19 protein-coding genes are annotated in these 23,836 nt (G+C 38.2%); 10 read left to right on the top strand and 9 right to left on the bottom strand.

Annotation, left to right across the window (positions count from 1 at the left end; genetic code table 11):
• Nucleotides 1-17: 17 nt before the first annotated feature.
• Both ACLLO5_RS20680 and ACLLO5_RS20675 read left to right on the top strand, forming a co-directional pair.
• Nucleotides 18-620, top strand: coding sequence for a Uma2 family endonuclease (locus ACLLO5_RS20680; protein ID WP_413172373.1), 603 nt, complete (start codon nucleotides 18-20; stop codon nucleotides 618-620).
• 419 nt (nucleotides 621-1,039) lie between these two features.
• On the top strand, nucleotides 1,040-1,669 hold the full coding sequence (locus ACLLO5_RS20675) for a hypothetical protein (protein ID WP_413172372.1): 630 nt from the start codon (nucleotides 1,040-1,042) through the stop codon (nucleotides 1,667-1,669).
• A gap of 69 nt (nucleotides 1,670-1,738) precedes the next feature.
• Here the strand turns inward: ACLLO5_RS20675 and ACLLO5_RS20670 are convergent, their stop codons facing one another.
• Nucleotides 1,739-2,551 (bottom strand): type 1 glutamine amidotransferase, encoded by an 813-nt coding sequence (locus ACLLO5_RS20670; protein WP_413172371.1) that lies wholly within the window; start codon nucleotides 2,549-2,551, stop codon nucleotides 1,739-1,741.
• 217 nt (nucleotides 2,552-2,768) lie between these two features.
• Between ACLLO5_RS20670 and ACLLO5_RS20665 the strand changes: the two genes are divergently transcribed.
• Entirely contained in the window at nucleotides 2,769-3,170 is a 402-nt protein-coding gene (locus ACLLO5_RS20665) for a hypothetical protein (RefSeq protein ID WP_413172370.1), read from the top strand.
• A gap of 353 nt (nucleotides 3,171-3,523) precedes the next feature.
• On the top strand, nucleotides 3,524-4,162 hold the full coding sequence (locus ACLLO5_RS20660; protein WP_413172369.1) for a histidine phosphatase family protein: 639 nt from the start codon (nucleotides 3,524-3,526) through the stop codon (nucleotides 4,160-4,162).
• Between the two features lie 50 nt (nucleotides 4,163-4,212).
• Here ACLLO5_RS20660 and ACLLO5_RS20655 read toward each other — a convergent pair whose 3' ends face one another.
• Nucleotides 4,213-6,846, bottom strand: a complete 2,634-nt coding sequence (locus tag ACLLO5_RS20655) for a DNA polymerase III subunit alpha (protein WP_413172368.1) — start codon at nucleotides 6,844-6,846, stop codon at nucleotides 4,213-4,215.
• A gap of 244 nt (nucleotides 6,847-7,090) precedes the next feature.
• Between ACLLO5_RS20655 and ACLLO5_RS20650 the strand changes: the two genes are divergently transcribed.
• A complete protein-coding gene (locus ACLLO5_RS20650) occupies nucleotides 7,091-8,359 on the top strand; it encodes a dicarboxylate/amino acid:cation symporter (RefSeq protein WP_413172367.1) in 1,269 nt (422 codons plus the stop codon).
• A gap of 220 nt (nucleotides 8,360-8,579) precedes the next feature.
• On the opposite strand, the gene ACLLO5_RS20645 is transcribed toward ACLLO5_RS20650, so the two are convergent.
• The 5 genes from ACLLO5_RS20645 to ACLLO5_RS20625 form a co-directional block, all read right to left on the bottom strand.
• Entirely contained in the window at nucleotides 8,580-8,759 is a 180-nt protein-coding gene (locus ACLLO5_RS20645; protein ID WP_413172366.1) for a hypothetical protein, read from the bottom strand.
• Nucleotides 8,760-8,921: 162 nt separating this feature from the next.
• Nucleotides 8,922-10,004 carry an Hpt domain-containing protein gene (locus ACLLO5_RS20640; protein ID WP_413172365.1) on the bottom strand — a complete coding sequence of 361 codons (1,083 nt, stop codon included), beginning with the start codon at nucleotides 10,002-10,004 and terminating at the stop codon, nucleotides 8,922-8,924.
• Nucleotides 10,005-10,442: 438 nt separating this feature from the next.
• Entirely contained in the window at nucleotides 10,443-12,155 is a 1,713-nt protein-coding gene (locus ACLLO5_RS20635; protein WP_413176146.1) for a diflavin flavoprotein, read from the bottom strand.
• A gap of 340 nt (nucleotides 12,156-12,495) precedes the next feature.
• Nucleotides 12,496-14,214, bottom strand: a complete 1,719-nt coding sequence (locus tag ACLLO5_RS20630; RefSeq protein WP_413172364.1) for a diflavin flavoprotein — start codon at nucleotides 14,212-14,214, stop codon at nucleotides 12,496-12,498.
• Nucleotides 14,215-14,420: 206 nt separating this feature from the next.
• Nucleotides 14,421-16,094 carry a Ppx/GppA phosphatase family protein gene (locus ACLLO5_RS20625; protein WP_413172363.1) on the bottom strand — a complete coding sequence of 558 codons (1,674 nt, stop codon included), beginning with the start codon at nucleotides 16,092-16,094 and terminating at the stop codon, nucleotides 14,421-14,423.
• A gap of 462 nt (nucleotides 16,095-16,556) precedes the next feature.
• On the opposite strand from ACLLO5_RS20625, the gene ACLLO5_RS20620 reads away from it, so the two are divergent.
• Nucleotides 16,557-17,438 carry a 4-hydroxybenzoate solanesyltransferase gene (locus tag ACLLO5_RS20620; protein ID WP_413172362.1) on the top strand — a complete coding sequence of 294 codons (882 nt, stop codon included), beginning with the start codon at nucleotides 16,557-16,559 and terminating at the stop codon, nucleotides 17,436-17,438.
• A 98-nt stretch (nucleotides 17,439-17,536) separates the two neighbouring features.
• Here the strand turns inward: ACLLO5_RS20620 and ACLLO5_RS20615 are convergent, their stop codons facing one another.
• Both ACLLO5_RS20615 and ACLLO5_RS20610 read right to left on the bottom strand, forming a co-directional pair.
• Nucleotides 17,537-19,417: an ATP-binding protein gene (locus ACLLO5_RS20615; protein WP_413172361.1), complete on the bottom strand. Its 1,881-nt coding sequence runs from the start codon at nucleotides 19,415-19,417 to the stop codon at nucleotides 17,537-17,539.
• A gap of 295 nt (nucleotides 19,418-19,712) precedes the next feature.
• Nucleotides 19,713-19,844: a hypothetical protein gene (locus ACLLO5_RS20610; RefSeq protein WP_413172360.1), complete on the bottom strand. Its 132-nt coding sequence runs from the start codon at nucleotides 19,842-19,844 to the stop codon at nucleotides 19,713-19,715.
• Nucleotides 19,845-20,005: 161 nt separating this feature from the next.
• Between ACLLO5_RS20610 and ACLLO5_RS20605 the strand changes: the two genes are divergently transcribed.
• From ACLLO5_RS20605 to ruvX, 4 genes are all read left to right on the top strand, one after another.
• The gene (locus ACLLO5_RS20605; protein WP_413172359.1) at nucleotides 20,006-20,584 is read left to right on the top strand and encodes a hypothetical protein; all 579 of its coding nucleotides are present in this window, start codon (nucleotides 20,006-20,008) and stop codon (nucleotides 20,582-20,584) included.
• Between the two features lie 382 nt (nucleotides 20,585-20,966).
• Nucleotides 20,967-21,167 carry a hypothetical protein gene (locus ACLLO5_RS20600; RefSeq protein WP_413172358.1) on the top strand — a complete coding sequence of 67 codons (201 nt, stop codon included), beginning with the start codon at nucleotides 20,967-20,969 and terminating at the stop codon, nucleotides 21,165-21,167.
• An 849-nt stretch (nucleotides 21,168-22,016) separates the two neighbouring features.
• Nucleotides 22,017-23,228 (top strand): N-acetyltransferase family protein, encoded by a 1,212-nt coding sequence (locus ACLLO5_RS20595; RefSeq protein WP_413172356.1) that lies wholly within the window; start codon nucleotides 22,017-22,019, stop codon nucleotides 23,226-23,228.
• Complete coding sequence (gene ruvX, locus ACLLO5_RS20590) at nucleotides 23,206-23,706, top strand: Holliday junction resolvase RuvX (RefSeq protein ID WP_413172355.1); 501 nt, start codon at nucleotides 23,206-23,208, stop codon at nucleotides 23,704-23,706. Before ACLLO5_RS20595 ends, ruvX begins: the two co-directional genes overlap by 23 nt.
• Nucleotides 23,707-23,836 lie beyond the last annotated feature (130 nt).

The raw sequence follows: 23,836 nt of genomic DNA, 5'->3' as shown, positions 1-23,836 counted from the left end.
AGTTTCAGGAGGGAAGGATGACACAAGCTAATTTAGCTTCAGTCATTGCTGTGAATATTCCTGCTTCAATAACGTTGAAAATCTCCCATGAGCAGTTTGTTGATTTGGCACTTGCAAATCGAGATTTACAATTAGAACGAACTGCTATGGGAGAATTAATTATTATGCCACCTACTGGAAGCTATACTGGAAAAAGAAATTTTGATATTGCTGGACAACTGTGGTTATGGAATCGTCAGACTAAATTAGGAGTAGTTTTTGACTCTTCAACTGGTTTTCATCTTCCTAATGGTGCTGACCTTTCTCCTGATGCGGCTTGGGTAAAACAAGAAAAATGGGATGTTCTCAGTTTAGAACAAAAGGAAAGTTTCGCGCCTATTTGTCCTGATTTTGTGCTGGAATTACGTTCTAAAACCGATTCTTTAGAGAAGTTGCCAGCGAAGATGAGAGAATATATAGAAAATGGTGCTAGTTTAGGTTGGTTGATAGACCGGAAAAATCAACGAGTGGAAATTTATCGTCCAGGTAAAGATGTAGAAGTTTTGGAACATCCTGTAAGTTTGTCCGGGGAAGATGTTTTACCTGGTTTTGTTTTGGATTTAACTGAAGTTTGGAGTTGAGAATCTTCGGATGGTGTTTTGATAGGATTAAGAACAGGAGGAAATGATGACAATGGTTAGACTACAAGTTACTTTTAAATCTTGCAGGTTTTGTTTCTGGCAGTTCTAGGAATTCTTCGAGGGTGATAATTTGAGCAGGTGTTTGTACCATTTGCAGGTTTCCTGATTTATTTATTATGCATAAGCCGCAGCAAATATTTTAAGAAAAGTAAAGGCTACGTTGGTATTAAATCTTGATGGAGTCTATAGAGGCGCTTTCACTACACCTTTAAGAGTCCGTTTTTGGGCTTCTTCAGAATCCCCGTGTCTTTAGACCGGGGAGTTTCAAATTATTTTGAGACATATCTCCGGTATTACTTTATTCTGTTAGTATATTTTTTTAAAATAATGACAGGCATAATTTTAATACCAGTATCCAGATGAAAACAACTACAGCAAATATTCACAGTCAGCCACCTACACCAAGCTATTCACCGTCTGTACCCCTTCATGTGTACAGGGAGTTAGTTGGGGAGTTACAAGCGGTACAGGCTAAGTTAGATGTAGTCACCAGCCATAATCAGAAATTGTCCCAGGAAAATCAACAACTGCGGCAAGAAATTACCAAGGTGGTTCAATCTTGTTTAGAACTGCAAAAGTTAGTAGACTCTTCAGCACCTGTGTCTCAACCAGCTAAACAGACTCAAGCTGATGTTATCAAAACTATACCGAGTTCTCAGCCATTACCACGTATTAAAGCTAAAGCTAAATCTGCAAAAAAACCACCTGTAAAAACTGCACCTCCTCCACGTCAACCAACTTCCAAACCACCTCAAAAAATCAGACGTGAGGTTTTTTCTGTACCTGTGATAGATATGAATTTTCCCTCTCCAGCACCAGTTTTTATAGAGGAACAAGAAGTAAGATATTATACTACTCATGAGTCTGAATTAAAGGGGCTGAATGGCTGGTGGTTATTAATTACTATTGTATTAATTATGATTACTGGTTTTGGTGCTGGGTATTTAGTTGTACGTCCTTTGTTGCAAAATCAGAGTCAGAGTCGTTAGCTATTCAACACCCATGAATTTGTTTCTTCATCATCCTAGTTGACTGCTGACTGCTGATGACTTACATGATTAAATTTTACCCACAACAGGTAAAGCCACCTTCAATCGTTTAAACATTGCTTCTCGCCCTTGCATTGCCAAGGTATCATTTAAGGGTGAAAGTTGAATTTCTTGCTGATATTTCAACCTTAAGGCCGTTTGAATTAACCAATCTGCTACAAAGGGATTTTTTGGTAATAACGGTCCGTGAGAATAGGTGGCGATCGCATTCTGATAAAATGCACCTTCTGTACCATCTTCACCATTATTACCTAAGCCGTACACCACACGCCCCAAGGCTTCCACTTTACCTAATTTAGTGCGTCCACCATGATTTTCAAATCCGACTAAATAGGGTTTTGTTCCTGTCATTGCTTGCAATTCTTGGGCAAGACGGGAAGCTGTAACTTCTATCACCAAATTACCAATACAACGCTTGGTATTTTCCCCAGGATGGATAGAAACTAAATCTAATATTCCTAAACCTTCGATTCTTTGTCCCAAAGCAGGTTCATAATAATGTCCTAGTAATTGGGGAGAACCGCAGGTGAAAACGCCTGGTGTGCCATTTTCGATTTTTTCCCGCATTGCGTCAGCTTTTGCACCTTGTAAGTCCCGCATGACGATTTCTTGCTGACGGTCTTGTGCGCCTCCACCAACTATCACATCCACTGATTTAAGATCATCTGGGGTGGAGTTTTGGTCTAAGGGTAAAATAGAGACATTGTATCCCCGCCATTGGGCGCGACGTTGTATAGTTATAACATTGCCGCGATCGCCATAGGTACTCATCAACTGAGGATATAGCCAACCTATAATAATTTTCATTTGTCCAGAACTCATAAATCCTCACTTTAACAATTCAAATTAATTTGCGTTCAATGTTACCTCATTTTTTCTATTTCTCCATTTTATCTAGAAATTTTGTAGTTTATGTAACAGTATTTCTATCAGCTTGTCACCATAATGACTAAAAAGCTAAAGTCTAAATTTTACTTCGACTGCTAAAACTACATAAATAATCGGGTTTTTTTTCACAACCGCATAAATTAATAAATATATGGATTGTCAAACAGCTACTTTAGTCTACCAAGCTGATAATCATCTAGAAAAAATTCAGGAAATTTTTCCCGAAGCTTGGAACTTTTTAGAAGAACAAGCTTTTGCTTATGTTCAGGGAAAAGTACATGAATTTGACTCCGCAGTTAAAAAGTTAGTTGGGGAAACAAGTTTTAAATTCAGAATGGTTCACCGTGATGATAAAGACCAATTAACAAAAGATTTGAGTGAGTTATTAGGTGATATTACTTCGCGGTTATTGTTAGAAAAGCATTTTTCTCAAGTTGTGGGTCAGCAGATTTTCTTTAGTACAATTTGTTGTAGCAGTCATCTGACTACTGACCATGAATTAAGTTTAGAAGAAGTTTTACCTTTACAACGTGCTGCGGTGAAACTGCAATAGTAAAAAAATTACATTCTCGCAATTTGCTTACGTTTGTTTTTACGCTATTACGTAGTAGTCTGTAAAATGAATTTTTATGGATAAAGAGAAATGAACCGCGAAGGACGCAAAGAGCGCGAAGGAAGAAGGAAGAAGGAAGAAGGAAAATTGCACGCAAGATTTATTTATGCTTTAGTTAGTTCTTGACAAACTACTAGTTGTCGTTTTCTGCTACTTTTGTCTTCGATTTTCAAAGTTTGTGGTTAATTGACTTTTTTGGTTGATTACTTTGTCCTGGCGTTACATACTCGATTGTGAGTTTGATGGTATTTTATTTTTACACAAACTCTTTGATCACCATCGCAATACAAAGTATGACACTCAATTTATATTTACTGCGACATGGCGAAACTACTTTTAGTCAAAGTGGTAATTTCTGCGGTAAAACTGATGCGGAGTTGACACCAGAAGGGTTGCAGATGGCATCCAGTTTTGCTGATGTTTATCAAAAATTGAAGTGGGAAGGGGTTTATGTTAGTCCGATGAAACGTACTATTGCAACTGCCAAGCCATTTTGTGATGCTATTGGTATGGATATGCAGGTGCGTGAAGGACTTAGAGAGGGTAGTTATGGTGAGTGGGAAACAAAAAGTAAATCCTTTGTTCAAGAGAATTACACAGAAAACTATATCAAATGGTTGTCAGAACCCGCTTGGAATGCACCATTAGGTGGAGAAACTGCGGTAGAGATTGCTAACCGTTCTATGCCTGTGATTACTGAAATTATAGACAAACACCCCCAAGGTAATGTTTTAGTAGTTTCCCATAAAGCCACTATTCGGATTATGCTTTGTAGTTTACTAGGAATTGATTTGGGATGCTATCGCTATCGGGTAAATATTTTGGTTGCTTCAGTCAGTATGCTGAAGTTTGATGTAAATGGTCCTTTGTTGGAAATATTAGGCGATCGCTACCATATACCTGATCATATTCGCTCCCGTCCAGGAACATAACAGTCCTACGGGGGATAAATATAGGGTTTTTGAATTAGTTCTTTCTCAATCTATTCTATCGGTAGACCATTAACTTGTAGTAAATCCAAATCTCTTTCAAATATCTCATCAATGGGCAACATTTCCCCCGTAGTGGTCATAAATTTATGATCTTTTGTTGCCCGAATTATTGAACCATCATCTAAAGAATATTCATACAATTCTTGCACTCCCCGTTTATGCCATTGTGCTATCGGTTGTGTGTAGATATTTCCATTTGTATCAGCACTGAAAACACTACATTCAATGTTCTTCTCAACAATTTCCCCAATAGGAATCAAACCATATTCAACAGTTAAAACATCCGTTTCATAACTTAAACAATATTCGGCAAATTTCAACATATCTGCAAATAGCTTTTCTGCAACTTGCTTCTTCACTCCATTTTTCATTGCACCGTCAATAAACTTTTCTTCCTGCTTCTGCATTTCTGAAACTTTCTTTTTACCCATAGCGCGACGCAGCAAGTCAGCTTGTCCTAAAGTATAACCAGCCATATCTTGAGCAATTTTCATAATTTGCTCTTGATAAACCATAATTCCATAGGTTTCATTTAAAATAGGTTCTAAAATTCCCGTTTCATATTCAATTTCTTCCCTTCCATGTTTACGGTTAATAAACTTAGGAATCAATCCTGCATCTAAAGGGCCTGGTCGATAAAGTGCCAAGATAGAAGAAATATCTTCGATATTAGAAGGTTTTAAATCTCTTACTATCTGCTTCATTCCCGAAGATTCTAATTGAAATACACCTTCCAAATCTCCAGATTCTAATAATAAATATGCCTTTTGGACTTCTTTCGGTAATGTACTATGTTGACCTTTAGCTAATATATGTTGAGCTTTTCTTTCTTGACCAGTAATTTCATCTGGGTCAATTTTGTAGCCATTAGTTTCTTGAATTAAATCAATAGTTTTTTGAATTAGTGTCAGGTTACGTAAACCCAAAAAGTCCATTTTTAATAAACCCAATGATTCTAAATCTTCCATAAAATATTGGGTAATTACAGAACCATCATTATTCCGTTGTAAGGGAACAATTTCATCTAAAGGTTCAGCAGAAATAACCACACCAGCCGCATGAACACCAAAGGTTTTATTAGTTCCTTCAATTCGCATTGCCATATCTAGCCAATGACGAACTTTAGGATCATTATCATATTTTTCTTTGAACTCTGGTGCTGGTGTTTCATTAGAAACCATGACTTTGAGTTTAGTTGGCTTTCCCCGTACCACTGGAATCATTTTCGCCATTTTGTCAGCTTCCCCATAGGGAATATCTAACACTCTAGCTACATCTTTTAATACTGCTTTTGATGTTAAACGGTTAAAAGTAATAATTTGGGCAACTCTATCAGCACCATATTTATTAGTTACATATTCAATCACTTGATCTCGTTTTTCAATACAGAAATCTGTATCAATATCAGGCATTGATTTGCGTTCTGGATTTAAAAATCGCTCGAATAGTAACCCATGATGTACCGGGTCAATATTCGTAATTCGCATGGCATAAGCGACCAAAGAACCAGCTGCCGAACCACGACCCGGACCCACAGGAATATTATTATCTCTTGCAAATTTGATGTAGTCCCACACAACTAAAAAATATGTGGAAAAACCCATTTTTTGCAGCATTTTTAGTTCATATTCTAATCTTTCTTTATAAACTTGATCTACTTCGCTGCGAGATTTACGATTTAATCTTTCTAAAAGTCCTTGCCAAGCAATTTCTTCTGCGTAAGTATCAGGAGTGTGACCAGAAGGAATAGGAGGAGTAGGAATTTTCGGCTCATCCATAATATGGTAAGGCTCAATTTTATCCCCTACCTCTTCCGTTGTAGCGATCGCTTCGGCAATGACATCATCGGGTAAATGGTCACGAAATAGCTGTTGCATTTCTGCGGCAGATTTGAGATATTCTGTACCGCTATATCGCATTCTTTTATCTTCACTAATTAGCTGTCCTGTTTGAATACAAAGTAAAGCATCATGGGCTTCTACATCAAAGCAAGAAATGTAATGTGAATCGTTGGTAGCAATAAATTTAATCCCTAATTCACGGGCAATTTTGACAATTTCGACGTTAACAATTCTGTCTTCTTGTGAACCGTGGTCTTGGATTTCTAAATAAAAATCTTCACCAAATATTTCTTTATACCATTTAGCTACTTTTCGGGCGGCATCTGGTCTATTACTAAGAATTGCTTGGGGAATTTCTCCACCTAAACAGGCGCTGGTGACAATTAAACCTTCTTTATATTCTTTGAGCAAGTCTTTATTAATACAAGGACGGGAAAAAATTCCTTTACCTTGTACACCTTGAAGGTGAGAAATTGTGGTTAATTTAACTAAGTTTTTATAGCCTTTTGTATTTTTAGCTAAAACTACTTGATGATATTTAGGACGGCGTTCTTGTTTTTCAATATCACCGTTAATGATATACATTTCATTGCCAATAATTGGCTTAATATTCTTACTACGGCAAATTTTTATCAGTTCAACAGCGCCATACATGACACCATGATCTGTGAGTGCGATCGCTTTCATCCCCAGTGCGATCGCTTGATCTACTAACTCTGGTAATTGACTTGCTCCATCGAGCAAACTATAGTCACTGTGTATATGTAAAGGTACAAAAGACATAAGCTAGTACAAATTAAAAATTAAAACTTAAAAATCACAAACTTAAAAATCAATATAGCGGTTGTCAGTTAGATGAGAACAGACAGTGATCATAAAACTTCAGATCCCAAAAGACTTTTCCCCTGTTCACTCCTATATGCAGTAACAGCTTAACAGTTTTTCTCCAAAATGACCTCTAAAAATGCGAAACTTTTCGACTGATAACTGATGTTCTAGTAGAGACAAATATACAATAGTATCCACCATGAGCAAAATTAAGGCTATTACCTGGTTAAAGCGTATTCCTCTCACCTTACAAATTATTATTGCCCTAGTCCTGGCAATCGTCTTAGGTATGGCGTTAGGTGCAGGAAATCCTAGCCCCAGCAATGCCACCTTAATTACTAACTTAGCAATTCCCGCTGAATTAGTGTTAAAAGCACTCCGCGCCTTAGCTACACCTTTAATTCTAGTAGCGGTGCTGCACACCTTCATGACTACCAATATTCCCGGTACAGCGGGCAGACGGTTAGCGGTGCTGCTTTTAACTAACACCACAGTAGCTATTGTGGTGGGACTCTTAGTAGCCAACATTTTACGTCCAGGTACTTGGGGAACTTTAGTAGCCCCAGGTAGCACAGAAATGACTCCTCAAAGTTTCGACCCTTGGGGATTATTTAAAGATGCCGTACCAGAAGCCATCCTCAAACCCCTGGTTGATAATAATGTCATCCAACTTATCGTGATCGCTCTCAGCTTTGGTATAGTTTTACGAGCATTAAAATCAGAACAAATCAATGCTGGCAAGACAGCATACCAACCAATTGAAGATGTAATTGCCATATTATTTGAAGCAGTTATCCGTATCCTCAACTGGGTAATTGCCTTAGTACCCATAGCAGTATTTGGTATAGTCGCCAAAATCATTGCCGAAAGAGGTTTTGCACCATTTCAATCTTTAGCGGCTTTCATCTTAGCAGTGTTGGTGGCTCTATTTTTACAAGCTTGTTATTACCTCACCAGAGTCAAATTTGGTTCTTGGGTAAACCCGGTGAAATTCTTAGTTGGTGGTGCTGATGCCTATTTAACAGCCTTCTCCACTTCTTCTTCAACAGTGGCAATGCCCATTACTTTTGAAGTTTTACAAACAAAAATTGGTTTAAGAGAATCTTCCGCTTCTTTAGGGGCATTAGTCGGTGCAAATTTCAACAATGATGGCACAGCCCTTTATGAAGCCATGTCTGCATTATATATTTCCCAAGTCATCGGGCAACATTTGAGTTTAGGACAGCAATTAGTTGTCGTTCTCACATCCATTTTTGCCTCAGTGGGTGCAGCCGGCATTCCTAACGCTGGACTAGTAACGATGACCCTGGTTTTTACGTCCGTAGGTTTACCAACACAGTATATAGCTTTATTGGTGACAGTAGACTGGTTTTTAGATCGTTGTCGCACGGCAATAAATGTCATGGGAGATATGACTGTCAGTGCTTTACTAGATGGCAAAAAGCCCCGTTCTATAGACGAGGGGTAATCAGGAGTCAGGAGTTCAGGAGTCAGGAGGCAGGAGGCAGGAGGCAGGAGGCAGGAGGCAGGAGGCAGGAGTCGTGATTCAGGAGGATAAGAAGAAAATATTTCCCCCATCCTCCCCATCACCTGTCACCTGTCACCTATCACCTATCACCTGTCACCTGTCACCTGTCACCTGTCACCTGTCACCTATCACCTATCACCTGTCACCTGTCACCTGTCACCTAAGACTGGTGATGTCCTTTAGCATCGCAATGTTTAACCAGACACCGTTCTAAAAGTTGGATTCGCCAAAGTAAGGCAAAGCGTTGAGGATTCCATATCAATTTAGTATTAGCATTAAATAAGGGTTGGTTTAAATAATGCCAAAGGGGGAATTTAATTTTTGTGTTTTGAGAAGCCATAGGAGGAACAAAATATTATAAAATTGATTCAGGAGTAGTTGTGATTTTATTAAATAATTAATTTCAACTACTAAATACCTTTTATATACAAGATTAAACTAATATTTTTTAATTGTCTTTGTGGAAATTGCGGAAGTTAAAATAATTTAACTTTTGCATCCTTTAAAAAAGAGCGCATAAATCTTGCATTTGTCGCTGGTAAGAACTTTGGTAGGAGGGAAGGCTGAAAAGAAAGTTTTGATATGCCATAGACATTTGTCTAGCTACTTCATCAATAGGTACACAACCCATACTTGTTCCCAACCCAGGAACGGCAACTATATTAATTTGTTTTTGTAAACAGTTACAGTAGAATTTATTATGTTGACGAATTGCCAACAGAGTTGACCACATACCTTGATACACATGCTCTTTACCTGCCATAGATATGGGCATTCTGAGAGTGGGAGTATGAGCGATAAAAGGATGTAAAGAGTGATTTGTTTCTACAATTAAAGATGAACCTATGGGTTGCTCTCCTAAATACTCTTCTTGAATACGTTTTTGTAATAATTTTTCTACATCTTCTCCAAAAAATTGAAGAACTTCTGCATCAACTTTGTGGTTAGCAGAAGATAAACTACTAGCAGCGGTAACTACACAATCGAAGAAAGGCAAATCTTCAAAAGTGCCATTAACTATTTCTACATTGGGTAAGCCTTCAAAATAATCGGCAAAAGTTCTACATAAAAAAGTTTTAGTATCTAGTAAAATTAGTTTTAAGGGGATATCATAGCCCCAAGTTAAACAGGAATCTGTGTTGTAAATTTTAGTTTTGTAGTTTGATTTATTAATCAAGAAAATTAGATGAGAATTAAGAACGGCAAAGATAGAATCAATGTTTAAAGTAATATCACCTACTTTTTCTGCTGTTAAACTCTCGTTTGATTTAATGGCAAAGATTAATTTTTTGAGTGCATGATAAATATCTAAAAATAATAATTGTAGAGGTTCATCGGCGATAATTGGATAACGCAGTAATTGTAAACAATCATCTAAACGAGTGACAATTTTCTGCAAACTGGTAAATCCTAGCATGGCTGATCCACCTTTGAGGCAAAAGGTAGCACGGAACATTGCTTCTAATTCGTATCTATCATCAATTGTATTTTGCAGATTCAAGAAACCGTTGTAGATGGTGTTCAGATATTCTTGTGATTCCTCAACAAAGTAATCTATAATGTTGTGAAATTGTTGTAGAGTCATAATTTTAATTGGTTAGTTAAAAACGGATATCAAATCAGACTTGTTAAGTATTTTTTACCAGGATTTTGATAGCACAGGTGCTATTTTTTACGATTTTTTTCGGTATATAAACAGCTACAGAGTATGTTTAAAGTTTGATTGTTTTGACAACTACTGCTGAATAACTACAAGAGAGGATATTCTTTTTCCAGAAATAGACTCCTGAATATTTGCTGTCTTTAGACTACCCACTTTAAACCGGATTCCTATCTTGAGTGAATGCAAAAAAAACCGCTTTCAGTAGTGAAGCGGTTCTGAACCTATAAATTGAGACTTGAATCCCTAACTTGCTTGTCGATAAATTCCAGATAATAGCTGTTAGCGTAGCCACTTACTGATTACTGACTGCTGAATGCTTACAGCTAAACTTAGTGTGGCGTGACGATAGCCATACTTATGCTAATAATGTGTCCCTGTCTTGCGGTGGTTAATAGCTGTTATGGCATCGGGTTTGAGTAATTTACCGTTATCTACGGTTGCATAGACTACCCAATGATCTCCACATTCGAGACGTTGGTTAACGGAACATTCTAAATATGCTGAAGCGTCGGTGAGAACTGTACAACCGTTGTCTGCGTCTACAGTCTGGAAGTTAGCAAACCGGTCTTCTCCGGGGGTAAAATTCTTGCGGAAATGCTTCATGTAGTCTACATGAACTCCTTCTGGGAGAATATTCAGGACAAATTTGCCACCAGGATACATGAGGGATTCTACTGCTCGGTCTTTAGCGATCGCCACGGTAATTCCTGGTGGGTTAAAAGTAGCTTGAGAAACCCAAGCACCTAACATTCCTGTAGAAACTTCACCTTGTTTAGCACTGACCACACAGACAGAACCAATAATTCTTCCTACTGCTTGTTCTGTAGGGGTAGAAGCTTGTTGCGGTACACGAATTTTCCTAGCCTTTTTCAACCCCTGTGCAAAATCTGTACCCATTTCTTCACACATTTTCAGAGTCAGTTCATCAGGTTTAAACTTGACTTTCAAAGTGTCGAAGCCAAACCGATATCCAGCATCTCGCAGTTTACATTCAACTAAATCTAAAGCTTCTCCACTCCAACCATAGGAACCAAATACTCCAGCCAGTTTACTATTGTCACCAGTGGCTAAGACAATACCTAAAGCTGTGTGAATAGGTGTAGGTGCATGACCTCCAATAGTTGGAGTACCAATAATTAAAGCATCTGCTTGTTCTACGGTATGACGAATTTCGTCAGGGGGTGCGAATTCGCAGTTAATAGAATGAACAGCGACTCCTCCTTTAGTTAGCCCCAAGGCGATCGCCTGTGCTAAAGTTGCAGTATTGCCATAAGCTGAAGCGTAAAGCAACGCTACAGATATTTCTCGATTCTTTTGGGAATGACTCCATTCTCCATAAGCTTTGGTTAGTTCAATTAAGCCAGTGCGTACCAAAGGCCCATGACCAACAGCATACATTCTCACTTGCAAATCGGAGATTTTCTCCAAAGCAGCTTCAACGTGAGTTGCATGGGGAGCCATCAAGCAATTAAAGTAATAACGCTGGTCTTCCTTGAAGTTTTCCACGTTGTCGTCAAAGACTTCATCTCCACAAATATGCACTCCAAATAATTTATCTGTGTAGAGAATTTGGGTTTGCTGGTCGTAGGTACAAAGTGCTTCTGGCCAACGGGGACTAGGAGTAGGTAAGAATTTTAAAACATGACCCTTACCCAAATCTAATGTTTCCTTGCCACGCATGACCAAAACTTTGATATCTTGGTCTGGGAAAGAAGCTCGCAAATTATTCGCACCAATTAGAGAACAAACAAAAGTAATTTGTGGTGCAAGTTCTAAAAGTGCTTTTAAAGTTGGTACACGGTTGGGACTAAAATGACCCAAAATCACATAATCCAACTTGCGGAAATTGACCGTATTCTGCAAAGCTTCTAGATAAATAGTGGTGAAGCTTTCTCCCGGAGGATCAATCAATGCAGTTTTATCGGCTTCTATTAAATAGCAATTAGAGGTAGTACCTCTTTCTAGTGCATATTCAATTTCAAACCGGAGACGTGACCAACTTCTCGCTCTGAGAACCTTTGTATTTGTAGCAATAGGAAGAACTTGTACGTCGCGTGGTTTGGAATCGCTCATAGATTTTTTAGATGTTTGTTGTGGAGAAAAAACTTGAGAAAACCAATTTTTAGCCGATGCAAAAGCGTTGGAAAAAGAATCAGGAAGTTCCATAGCAATTATGAAAGAATCGCTGTAAAATATCTGTGCATTGCAAGTCAAAATAAAAAAGAAGGAGTTCAGGAGTTACAGGAGTTCAGAATCAATATAAGACTTGAAAGCAGGAGTATGGCTTACTCCTGAATTCTTAAACTCCTGAATTCTTGAAATTCTGAATTCTTGAAATCCTGAATTCTTAAACTCCTGAACTCCTGAACTCCTGATAGCGAAGCGTGGCGTTAGCCATACTCCTGAACTCCTCTTAGTAGTAATTCCCTACTTTGCGATGACGTACTGCTGTAACTGCGTCAGGTTTGGAAACTCGTCCATTTTCAACTGTGCAGTATAAAATCCAGTGGTCACTACATTCCATGCTGGTGACAACTTCACATTCCATGTATGCAAGTGCATCTGTCAAAATTGGTGAACCGTTGTTAGCGGTTTGGGTTTTTACTCCGGTAAATCTATCTGCACCGGGATGTAAACGCTTGAGGAAGTGCTTTTTCAGGTCTTGATAATTGCCTTCTTCCAGAACATTGAGAACAAAGCGATCGCCTATTTGCAGTAAGCTATCAATAGCCCGGTCTTTAGCTACAGCTATTGTGAATCCTAATGGCTGTAAACTAGCTTGTGTTACCCAGGAAGCGATCATTGCACCACTAATATCACCTTTTTTGGTGGTAACAATATATAAGCCACTGCTAATCCGACCCAACGCTTTTTCCATGTTCACGTCGAGGGATTTGATTTGTTTGATGTTGCGTTCCCGCATCACCAATTGTCCCAAGTCTGTACCGGCTTCTCCACAAATTTGGTACGTAAAGACACCAGGAACTTCTTTAATGCGAATGGCTGGGAATGCTTCTTTAATGCCTAAATCAATGAACTTACGTCGTAAAGTATCAATGGGTTCATCATCGCCACCGTAACATTCAAATAGTCCCACTACTTGCTTATTTTTGGCGACTGATAGCAATGAACTGATACCAGATTGAGCAGTATTGGAAGTAGTTGGAGGCATTCCAATCACAAGACCTGATGCTCTACCGGCTAGTTCTTGAATTTCTTGAGGTTCTGCGGTGTTAAGATCAATTACTTCTACTCCCACACCTGCTTTTTGGATACCTTCAGAAATTGCCATAGCCAAGCGATCGCTATAACCGTATTCTGAAACATAGAATAAACCAACAGTTGTTTCTGCTGTGGCTTGTCTTTGGCTCCAACTGTGGTAACACTCTGTGAGAATATCTAAGTGATGGTGTAATAATGGTCCGTGTCCGTTGGCAATAATGTTAATTTTGCCTAAATCACCCATTCTCTTCATTGCATTCAACAGAGAACGAGCATTTGGACCCATTAAGCAATCATAATAAAATCGGAAGTCGGCTTCAATGGCTTCTAAATCTTCGTCAAAGGTGCGACTATCACAAAAATGCATTCCAAACGCATCACAAGTGTAAAGGATTTGGGTTTTGCGGTCAAAGCTGAAAATGGTATCAGGCCAGTGTAAATTTGGCGCACTGACGAATTCTATTTCATGTCCTTTCCCAATATTAATGCGATCGCCACTTTTAACAATTCGCTTAGAAAAAGGATCATGTACCAAACCTTCCAAAAATTGCAGTGCTACTTTGGAAGCTAAAACCGTCGCTCTCGGTGCCAACTGTAATACATCTTCTACCAAACCACTATGATCTGGTTCTGTATGACTGACAATTATATAATCAATGGTTTTGGGGTTAACCAAACTTTTGAGTGTATCTAAATACAATTGACGAAACTTCTGGTGAGAAGTATCAATCAAAACTGTTTGTTCACCTCTAATTAAATATGAATTATAGGTTGTGCCGTTTTGCAGTCCAAATTCAATATCAAAACGATCCCGATCCCAATCAAGAGAGCGAATCGCCGTGGTATTAGGAGCAATTTCTACAGTTTGTATAGTTAACCGAGGCTCAACTTTCTCTGAGATCGCTACCATGATTCGTCTCCGAGTCCAAATAATATTCTCTTCTCAACCCATTTTCTTACTAAATCCTTTTTAAAGTTGTAATGAAGAATATATTTTGAAAAATTCAATTTGTATCCATTATTGCTATAAAAGATTTTCAACTCTGTTCCCTGTTCCCTGTTCCCTACTATAAAAATGGTGTAGGTGCGCTAACTAATTCTAACGCACCTTTAAAGTTAAGAAAAATTCACGCTGCAAGTATTAACTAAATTTGCTTCTAATTTTAGACCAAATTCTTCTTCAAACACTCCTTTTTTATAATCTAAGCTCCACAGTTCTAAAGCGCAATCATCACCTAAAATACGGGGAAATAACAACATTTTAAACTCCTGTTTTTGTGGAATATACTCACACTCCACACGAGAAATAGCACCAATTTGTCTTCTATCTAAAGCTACTGCTAATCTTAAAATTGCACTCAGTTGAGAAACTATGAGCCGATGTTCTTTATGCAATAAATTACGGTAGTTATCGTGTTTTTTCTTAGGTGGTGATTTGCGGTGATAACGGGCTAAATTAGCGATGATTTCTATTTCAGTTTCGTTATAACCAAGTAATTCACCATTTCTAATCAAATAGTATGAATGCTTGTGGTGTGAAGAATGGCTGATGTAGTGACCACAATTGTGTAAAATGGCAGATGCCCAAAGCAATTGTCTTTCTTGTTGACCCCAATTATGTAGTTGACCTTGGGTTTGATCAAATAAACTCAATGCAAATTTAGCTATGCGATCGCTATGCTCGCCACAAGCATCGCTCTGTTCTAAGTTAATATGGTATTTTTTGGCAATTTTTAGCACATTACGTTCTCTAATCGAACTTTGATAGCGTAGTTTATTGTCAATAAAACCATGTGTCAGCATCCAATCGACAATTACACCTTCTCGCAGAGACCGTTCACAAAGTGTAACAGAATCCACATCTAACAAGGTCATGGCTTCCTGTAATATCACTGCCCCAGCTAGTATTACTTCTGACCGCTTTTCTGGCATTCCGGAAATGGCAGCCCTTTCTACATTGCTCATCCGTCGTAAGCGAGTTACCCAAGTCCGCAAGTCTTGAAGACTAAATTGATAACCGTTGAGAGTAGAAGGAACAACACCCATTTTTTCTTTAGCATGAATAGTTGCTAAGGTTTCAATGGTGCCTGATGTTCCTACCAATTTGGGAGATTCACCAGGTTTGAGTTTAGAAAGTACATCTTCTACAGAACGTTCTAACATCCCTTTTGCATAAGCTTGCAAGTATTGAAACTCGGAATTGCTAATTGGGTCGGTGTTAATTAACTCTCCAGTTAGTCGCACTGCACCTACTTTCGTGCTGGTAAGGCTGCGGGGTTCTTGAGAGTCACCTAAAATTAATTCTGTCGAACCACCACCAATATCAATAATGATGTGTGGTTCGTGATTAAATTCCATACCCGATAACACACCTAAATAGATGCGTCGGGCTTCTTCTTGACCGGAAATCAAGTCTACACTCAGGCCTATTTCGCTTTCTATTTTCTGTAAAAAATCCTGACCATTAGGGGCTTCGCGGACGGCGCTGGTTGCCACGGCAATAATACTTTCTGCTTCTAGGCTTTTAGCAAGTTTTTGGAAACGTCCCAAACAAGCGATCGCTTTTCTGATCACTTCTGGTTTGAGTTCTCCGGTTTCCAAGTGGCGATCGCCTAATCTTACCGTTTCTTTGTCTCTGGCGATCATCGTAAAAGCTGGTAGCGTCGGTTCAATTCTTACTATAACGATATGTAAGGAATTAGTACCGATATCAATGGACGCAATAATTGGGTTTTGCTTAACTGGTTGAGTAGGTGTACTCCCCCAGTTACCTGAAACTGCATTCAGCATTTAGGTTTCTCTCTCTTAACAATGAATGGTACAAGGAGGCAGAAGGGGAGAAGCAAGTGAACAATTACAGGAAATTGCAGATCAATGAAGTACAGAATCTAAATTCAAACCTAGACAGCAAGAGATTTTTACTCCTGACTCCTGACTTCTGACTCCTGACTCCTGCTGTATTAGTGTGTCAGTTTTATTGACACTCAATACTTGTTACTTACAACCTATAGAGTTGTCAGGTTAATTTTTGGTAACATTACTCACAATTTAAGCAATGAATTTTTATCCAAAACTGTAACCTTACTTGATGTGTAAGGATCAGCAAATTACAAACCCAGGATGCAAACGAAAGATGGTGAAAAAGAGTTTTGCATCACCCTATGTATTTTTCCAAAATTTGGATGCTCCCTGTATGTACAGTTATCAAATAACGATATTCTATAGATGTAAAGATATGTGAATTCCTTAAATATGTTCAAAACACCAGACAGCAACCAAGAACCATTATGGCTTGCAATTATCCGGCTCTTACGCTGGCATAAACCAGAAGGCAGGTTAATTTTGATGATTCCTGCACTATGGGCTGTATTTTTGGCAGCTGCTGGTAAACCACCTTTACCCCTAGTAGGAGTAATTATATTAGGTACTCTGGCCACTAGTGCCGCAGGTTGTGTAGTTAATGATTTATGGGATCGAGACATAGATCCGCAAGTAGAGAGAACCAGCAATCGCCCTCTGGCTTCCCGCGCTCTTTCCCTAAAAGTTGGTATTGTGGTTGGTATAGTTGCCTTAGCCTGTGCAGCAGTTCTCGCTTTCTATCTTAACCCATTGAGCTTTTGGTTATCTGTGGCAGCAGTTCCTGTAATTGTACTTTATCCAGGGGCAAAACGGGTATTTCCTGTACCTCAATTGGTGCTTTCCATTGCTTGGGGTTTTGCGGTGTTGATTAGCTGGAGTGCAGTCACACAAAACATTTCCGCACCTACTTGGTTACTGTGGGGTGCAACTGTTCTCTGGACATTGGGATTTGATACAATTTATGCCATGAGCGATCGCCAAGATGATCAACGCATTGGTGTTAATTCTAGCGCCCTCTTCTTTGGTGAAAACGCTCCTACCGCCATTGGTATTTTCTTCGCTGGAACAATCATCCTCCTCGCTGGAGAAGGTCTTTTAGTTAATCTTAATGGATTTTTTTGGATTAGCTTAATCATTTCCGCTTGTGGCTGGGTATGGCAATTTCTACGCTTAAGAAATCCAGAACTACCCAACCCTGCTTATGGTCAAATGTTTCGTCAAAATGTCTGGATTGGATTCTTGATTTTAGCAGGAATAATAGTTGGTTCTTTCTAAATACCTTGGTATTTTTTGAATTCTCCTAGACTCAATGGTCCGGGGATTATTAAACATGGCAAAAATAGGCTTTTTATCTGTCACCACCCTTTCACCCCCTACACTACTGACTGCTGACTGCTAACTCCTTGCTGTTTTATGGGTAGCTTAATTGTAAATTCTGTTCCCTGCCTAACTTCCGAATCTACCTCTATTTTACCCTCATGTTTCTCAACTATTTGATAACAAATACTCAACCCTAAACCAGTACCTTTACCTACAGGCTTAGTCGTGAAAAAAGGATCAAATAGTTTATTAATAATTTCCGGTTCAATTCCTGAACCATTATCTTTAATTTTGATTTTGATATATTGATCATTAACTTGTGATGTCTCTATCACTATGTGTTTATTATCTTGTTTTGGAAATTCTATCAACGCATCTATGGAATTACTAATTATATTCATAAATACCTGATTAAGTTGTGCCGGATAACAATCAATCAAAGGTAAATTATTATATTTTTTAATAACTTTAATTTCTTGATTCAAGCGATGATTTAAAATTAATAAAGTATTATCAATACCCTCATGAATATCTACATCCTTCATTTCGGCTTCATCTAATCGGGAAAAATTACGCAATGACAATACAATTTCCCGAATACGTTGAGCGCCCACCATCATAGATGACAACATCTTAGCCAAATCTTCAGTCATAAATTCTAAATCCATGGCTGCAATTTTTTCCTCAATTATTAAATTTTTAGCAGGGTACTGTTCTTGATACAAATGTAATAAAGCAATTAAATCTTTTAAATAATTTTCAGTACAGGGAATATTACCATAAATAAAATTCACCGGATTATTAATCTCATGGGCTATTCCTGCTACCATCTCTCCCAAGGAAGACATTTTTTCCGTTTGAATTAATTGCGCTTGAGTATTTTTTAAATCTTGTAGTGCTTGTTGCAGTTCTTGAGTTCTTTCTTTCACCCTTTGTTCTAAACTTCGTTGTGCTTGTCGCAGTTCTTGAGTTCTTTCTTCTACCCTTTGTTCTAAATTTTTACGAGCAAATTCTAGTTGCTGGGTATAATCTCCAACCCATTCAACTAATTGATTTAAAGATGTTGCTAATGTCCCTACTTCATCATTAGTTTTAACATTAGCTCTGATTCTAAAATTTGATTCTTGGGTGATTTTTCTAGCAGTATTAGTAACTGCTTGTAGAGGACGGGTAATTAACTTAGTAGTCATAAATGCCAGCACAACTGCTATTAAAGACGAAATCAAGATACTACTAGCAATAATTTTTATTCGCAGATTTTTAGCTTTATCAAAGCTAATATTTGCCTCATATCTTTGTCGGTCAGCATTTTTGATAATTATATTTAGCTCATTTGCAAGTTCCTCAAATTGGATATTGAGCTTTAGATATTCTTGTTCATTGAGCAAAATTAGTAGAATTGGCTGAGTAGAATTATTTGTTTGATATTGCAAGTTATTGACTTCTATAGAACGCCAAAAAGTTCTGATAGTTTCTGTATATAACTCTGTATTATTTTTATATTTTTGTACTAAGTTAATGAAATCTTGATTATTTACCGCTAAAGCATTAGGATTTTCTGTAATAAAAGTTTCTAACTGAGATAACTGTGTATTTACCTGATTAATTTCGGTTGTAAATCTATTTTTTTCAAAATCTAATAAAAAATAATTTTCTACTACATTAACCAATCTTTGTGGATACATCCTTACCGTGGCTATAGAATTTTTTAAATCTTTTACAAGTAATTGTTGCTGATAAGATATAAATAATTGCTTTTGGGCTGTTTCTTCATAATAGTTGGCAATCAGTAAACCACCTATTGTTCCTGTAGCAACTATACTCAGTACGATAGTGTAACCAAAACTAATTTTTTTGGCTATATTCCAGTTATTAGTGAAGGAGCCAAGACTCCAGAAAATGGGTTTTATCTTTCTTTTAATAAGATATATCATTCATTAGATCAACTAATTAGAGAAATTTTCTGTTCCAATGCTTTTATATACTGCACTTATTATATTATAATCAGCGTCATTTGCCAAAACTAGTGGCAATTTCTTCTATTTCTGTTTAGTTTGAGCCGATACTATCAAACTTTATTTGAATTCGCTGTACAATTACTTAATTGTTACTAATAAGTAATTCATTCTCTAGTGAAAATACCAAAAAATCAAGTTAATTAATATACATTATTATCAAATAATATAGCAATCTGGTTTGATTCATTCATAATATCTTGCGTAGCCATAATTACTTTTTATCAGATGCTACACCAACATAGAGATTTTTAACGAGGAAAAAAGGGAAAGAGGACAGATATGTACGGTTTTTCAAGCGTACAGTATAGGCTGCTTCGGCTCTAATTTGCGTGATATTAGCCATAAATTCCTGAAAGTGATACATAAAAACCCAAGAGAATTTCTGTAATTAAATCATGAATAACTGGTAACTGATTTAATATCTCTAAGGCTAGATTCAAAATTATCATGATAGTTGTTTTATTAGTTGAAATATTAATCTACAAGCTAGATTCATTCAACTAAATGCAGCAATCTCTTCTTGTGAAAATTACTGGTATAGGTTTATTTTCTATTTGTAGTGTTAGCGTACTTACTGGCAGTTTTCTCTTCACAAAAACTTCTAGCCGAACAGGGACAGCACAGATAGTTACTGATACATTACGCTATCCAGAAATTCGTAATTACAAGTGGTCTGATCTTAACTTAATCAAGCATTTTCCTGGATCAATTCCTGCTAATGCCAAAGCTGTGCATCTAGCTTACTCACCAGGTTTGAGGCAAGGAAGTAGTTTTTTTCAACTCCGTTTTCAACAGCCTCCAGAAAAGATTGAAAAATTACTTTCACAGTATAGTAAAAGTGCATTGTATAAATATCAAGGAGGTGATACTAACGACCATAGTAACCAACCTCATGGTGTACCAACAACATTTTTTTATACGAGTGGTTCGGGTGATGAAGCTTTTCCCAAGACTTATCAAATATTGGTATTAAAAGCACAGGATGAAGGTAAATCTGGGTTTAAATGGAATCATGGTCATAGCTATGGAGTAGCGATTGATAGTACAGCATCAGAAATTGTTTATTGGGTAGAGAAGTGGTAATTCAATTCATCCTGGGTAATTCAGGTCAGATTGTAAGAATTTAGGTGAAGTGATCAGATCCCCGACTTTTGAGATCAATTTATCATTTATGGAGATAATAAATAAAATAAGTCGGGTATCTATCCGAGTATTAACAAGTGCTATATAGTCCGCAAAAACACTCAGAGCGGATGATTTGCAAAATGCTTATGTACACGGAGAAGAAGCGATCGCAGTTACTAAGACAATCTTAAACTAAAATATACCCCTACCTACTTAGATCAATCTAGCTATCAAAATCGTTACAGTTCATTGCGAATTAAGAAGCCAAGTAGAATAAACATGATAGCTTGTAATCATGTTTTACAACCATACAAAATTTAGTAAGGAGAACTCAGTGACAATGGAATCAAATGTATTAACGGGCGTAGTTGTAGAAAACCAAGATATCAGTGAATACGTGGCACATCTACAATTGCACATGACACTCCAAGCTCGCAACTTGGTTCCAACACTAAAACAGATACAAGAAGATAGTCGCCACCAGTTACTTCATCAAACCCAAGCCAACTTTGAAAAGCTGGTTTCTCGACAAGCCTTGTAGAAACAACAGGTACTATACAGAATTTTAACAATTTGCGGAAGTCCCCACCTTCAATGTACTAATCAGGTGGGGATTGTGAGCAGGGGATGAGGATTGCATCTGGAATTAATTTATTAAGCTGTTACGCACCTAAATTGGATAATCCTAAAATAGTTAAATCTTGTGGGGTGGGCATCTTGCCCGCCAGACTTATACAAATTAAATGCACAGCAGCTTACTAAGCAAACACAAACTCTTTCCTGTAAGAAGAATCCCCAGGATGTTTTGGTAAGATATTGAGTATCTTGACCACCAATGCCGTAAGCGAAAACCAAGCTGATAGGTAAGTGTCGCCAGAGAAAGATTTGGGTCTTGGGAATCAGGACTCCTGCCCTGGGAGGGAATGTTAGACTTTCTATAACTATGGATTTCTAGAAGCTATTGCCGATGAATTGGGAAGCTCCTTCCGTCTTACGTCGGAGTAGTTCACCTGAATTATTATATAATATAAGCAGATATATTTGTGATTAGTGTAGCAATGTAATCACAAATATATCTGCCTTTTATAGTTTTTTTTCGGTATTTTTTACCAAAAAAATGGGTTTGAGGTTCCCCGTCCTAGAAGGACGGCTTTCTGATACAATTGTGCAAACAGGCAGGGCATTGTCTGTCGGGCGAGATAGTGTAAGACGGGCTATACCTGCAACTGTTGTTTGAGCCCAGAATCTCTGCACTTTTAGGGCAAAGAGTATGTCAAGAAAATCACTCTTTTGGAGCAATGGCTTAAGAGCAGAAAGCCGTTAAGATTATTATTGCAGCAGTATCTCACCCTTGGCAATTAGTAAAGGCTAAATGGCGGCTTGAATCAAAATGAATTCACTACTTCCTCGAAATCTCAGCCTCGTAATTCGCCCAGTCCAATACCGGGATCTGGACGGCATTGAACGTCTAACTCAAGATTCATTTGCAGCCGTCTCTGTGCAGGGAAGCTTCTTTACGATGCAATGGCTGCGTCATTGGTTTGGGTTACTCAAATTTTTAAGTTGGTTTCCTAACCCGTTACAATATCGCTTCTGTGGTTATGTAGCAGAGCAAGGGCGGATATTATTGGGGATGATTCAAGTATCGCCGTTTAACCGCACTCGCAGCACTTGGCGAATTGATAGGGTCATGTTAGACCGGGCTGCTGATAAGCAAGGTATAGGCTCACAATTGCTCCGCCATTGTTTTGAATCAATTTTAGAAGCTCGTACTTGGCTGCTAGAAGTTAATGTCAATGACAAAGATGCTCTAGCACTTTATCGGCAAAATGGATTTCAGCGGTTGGCAGAAATGACATACTGGGAAATTACTCCAGATTTACTGGTAGAATTAGCACAAGCCGAACCAGATTTACCCAACCTTTTACCAGTCAGTAATGCGGATGCGCCATTGCTATATCAACTAGATACAGCATCAATGCCGCCTTTGGTACGTCAGGTGTTTGACCGCCACACCCATGATTTCAAAACCAGTTTATTTGGTGTTCTTTCTGATGCTGTGAAACAGTGGCTGACTAAAACTGAAGTTGTTAGCGGCTATGTGTTTGAACCCCAGCGTAAAGCAGCTATTGGCTATTTTCAGGTGCAACTTGACCGTAAAGGCGAAAATCCTCATGTAGCAACTCTGACGGTTCACCCTGCCTATACTTGGTTGTATCCAGAATTGTTGTCTCAACTGGCTCGCATAGCTCAAGATTTTCCCCAACAGGGTTTACAACTAGCTTCCTCTGATTATCAGCCGGAGCGTGAAGAGTATTTAGAAAGAATTGGGGCCAAGCGTATTGAACATACCCTGATTATGTCGCGCTCTGTTTGGCATAAAATCCGGGAATCAAAATTGGTGTCCTTGGAAGGGATTCAATGGCCGGAAGTGCTGCAAGGATTACAACCAGCACGCAAACCCATTCCTGGTGGAATGTCATGGATTCCTAAACAACAGCAGCCCAAGTCAGACCGACCGGTGCCAAGTAAATCAGAAATTGTCGCTTTTGGCAATCAACATCATTGTGAAGAAGCTGATGCCAAAGAGGAGAACAATTAGTGTGATCCCTCAGCAGGAGTTAAAGTCCTTTATATCAGCCTTGGGAGTAGATGTTGGTAGCAAACGTATTGGTCTGGCTGGGTGCGATGGTACTGGTTTAATTGCCACAGGTCTGACAACTATTGAGCGTAAATCCTTTAAAGAGGATGTGGAGCAAATCCAACAAATCGTGAACGATCGCCGGGTGCAAGTTCTGGTTGTTGGTTTACCTTATACAATGGATGGCTCTTTAGGTTTTCAAGCCCGTCATGTCCAAAAATTTACCCATAGGTTGGCTCAAGCTCTGAAACTGCCTGTAGAATATGTGGATGAGCGATTAACTTCTTACCAAGCAGAACAACTGCTGATTGCCGAAAATCGCTCTCCTTCACGTCATAAGGGACTGATTGACCGTAAGGCAGCAGCTTTAATTTTGCAACAGTGGTTAGATGCTAGACGTAGCACTTCCAATAGATCAGTAGCATTTGTCGATGATTGATACCTTTTAACATGGTATTGTGAAAACTATTACTCAACTGTATATCCAAATTTTGGGTTGACATTGACTGCCATTAAACAGTTCAATAAATTCCATAGTTAGGGATATTGATAAATTTACATAATGTGAC

This window comes from Anabaena azotica SJ-1 (assembly GCF_047275885.1).
Taxonomy (GTDB): Bacteria; Cyanobacteriota; Cyanobacteriia; order Cyanobacteriales; family Nostocaceae; genus Trichormus_B; species Trichormus_B azotica_A.
Note: the sequence above shows the minus strand (reverse complement) of the source record. Positions and strands in the feature narration are given on the sequence as shown.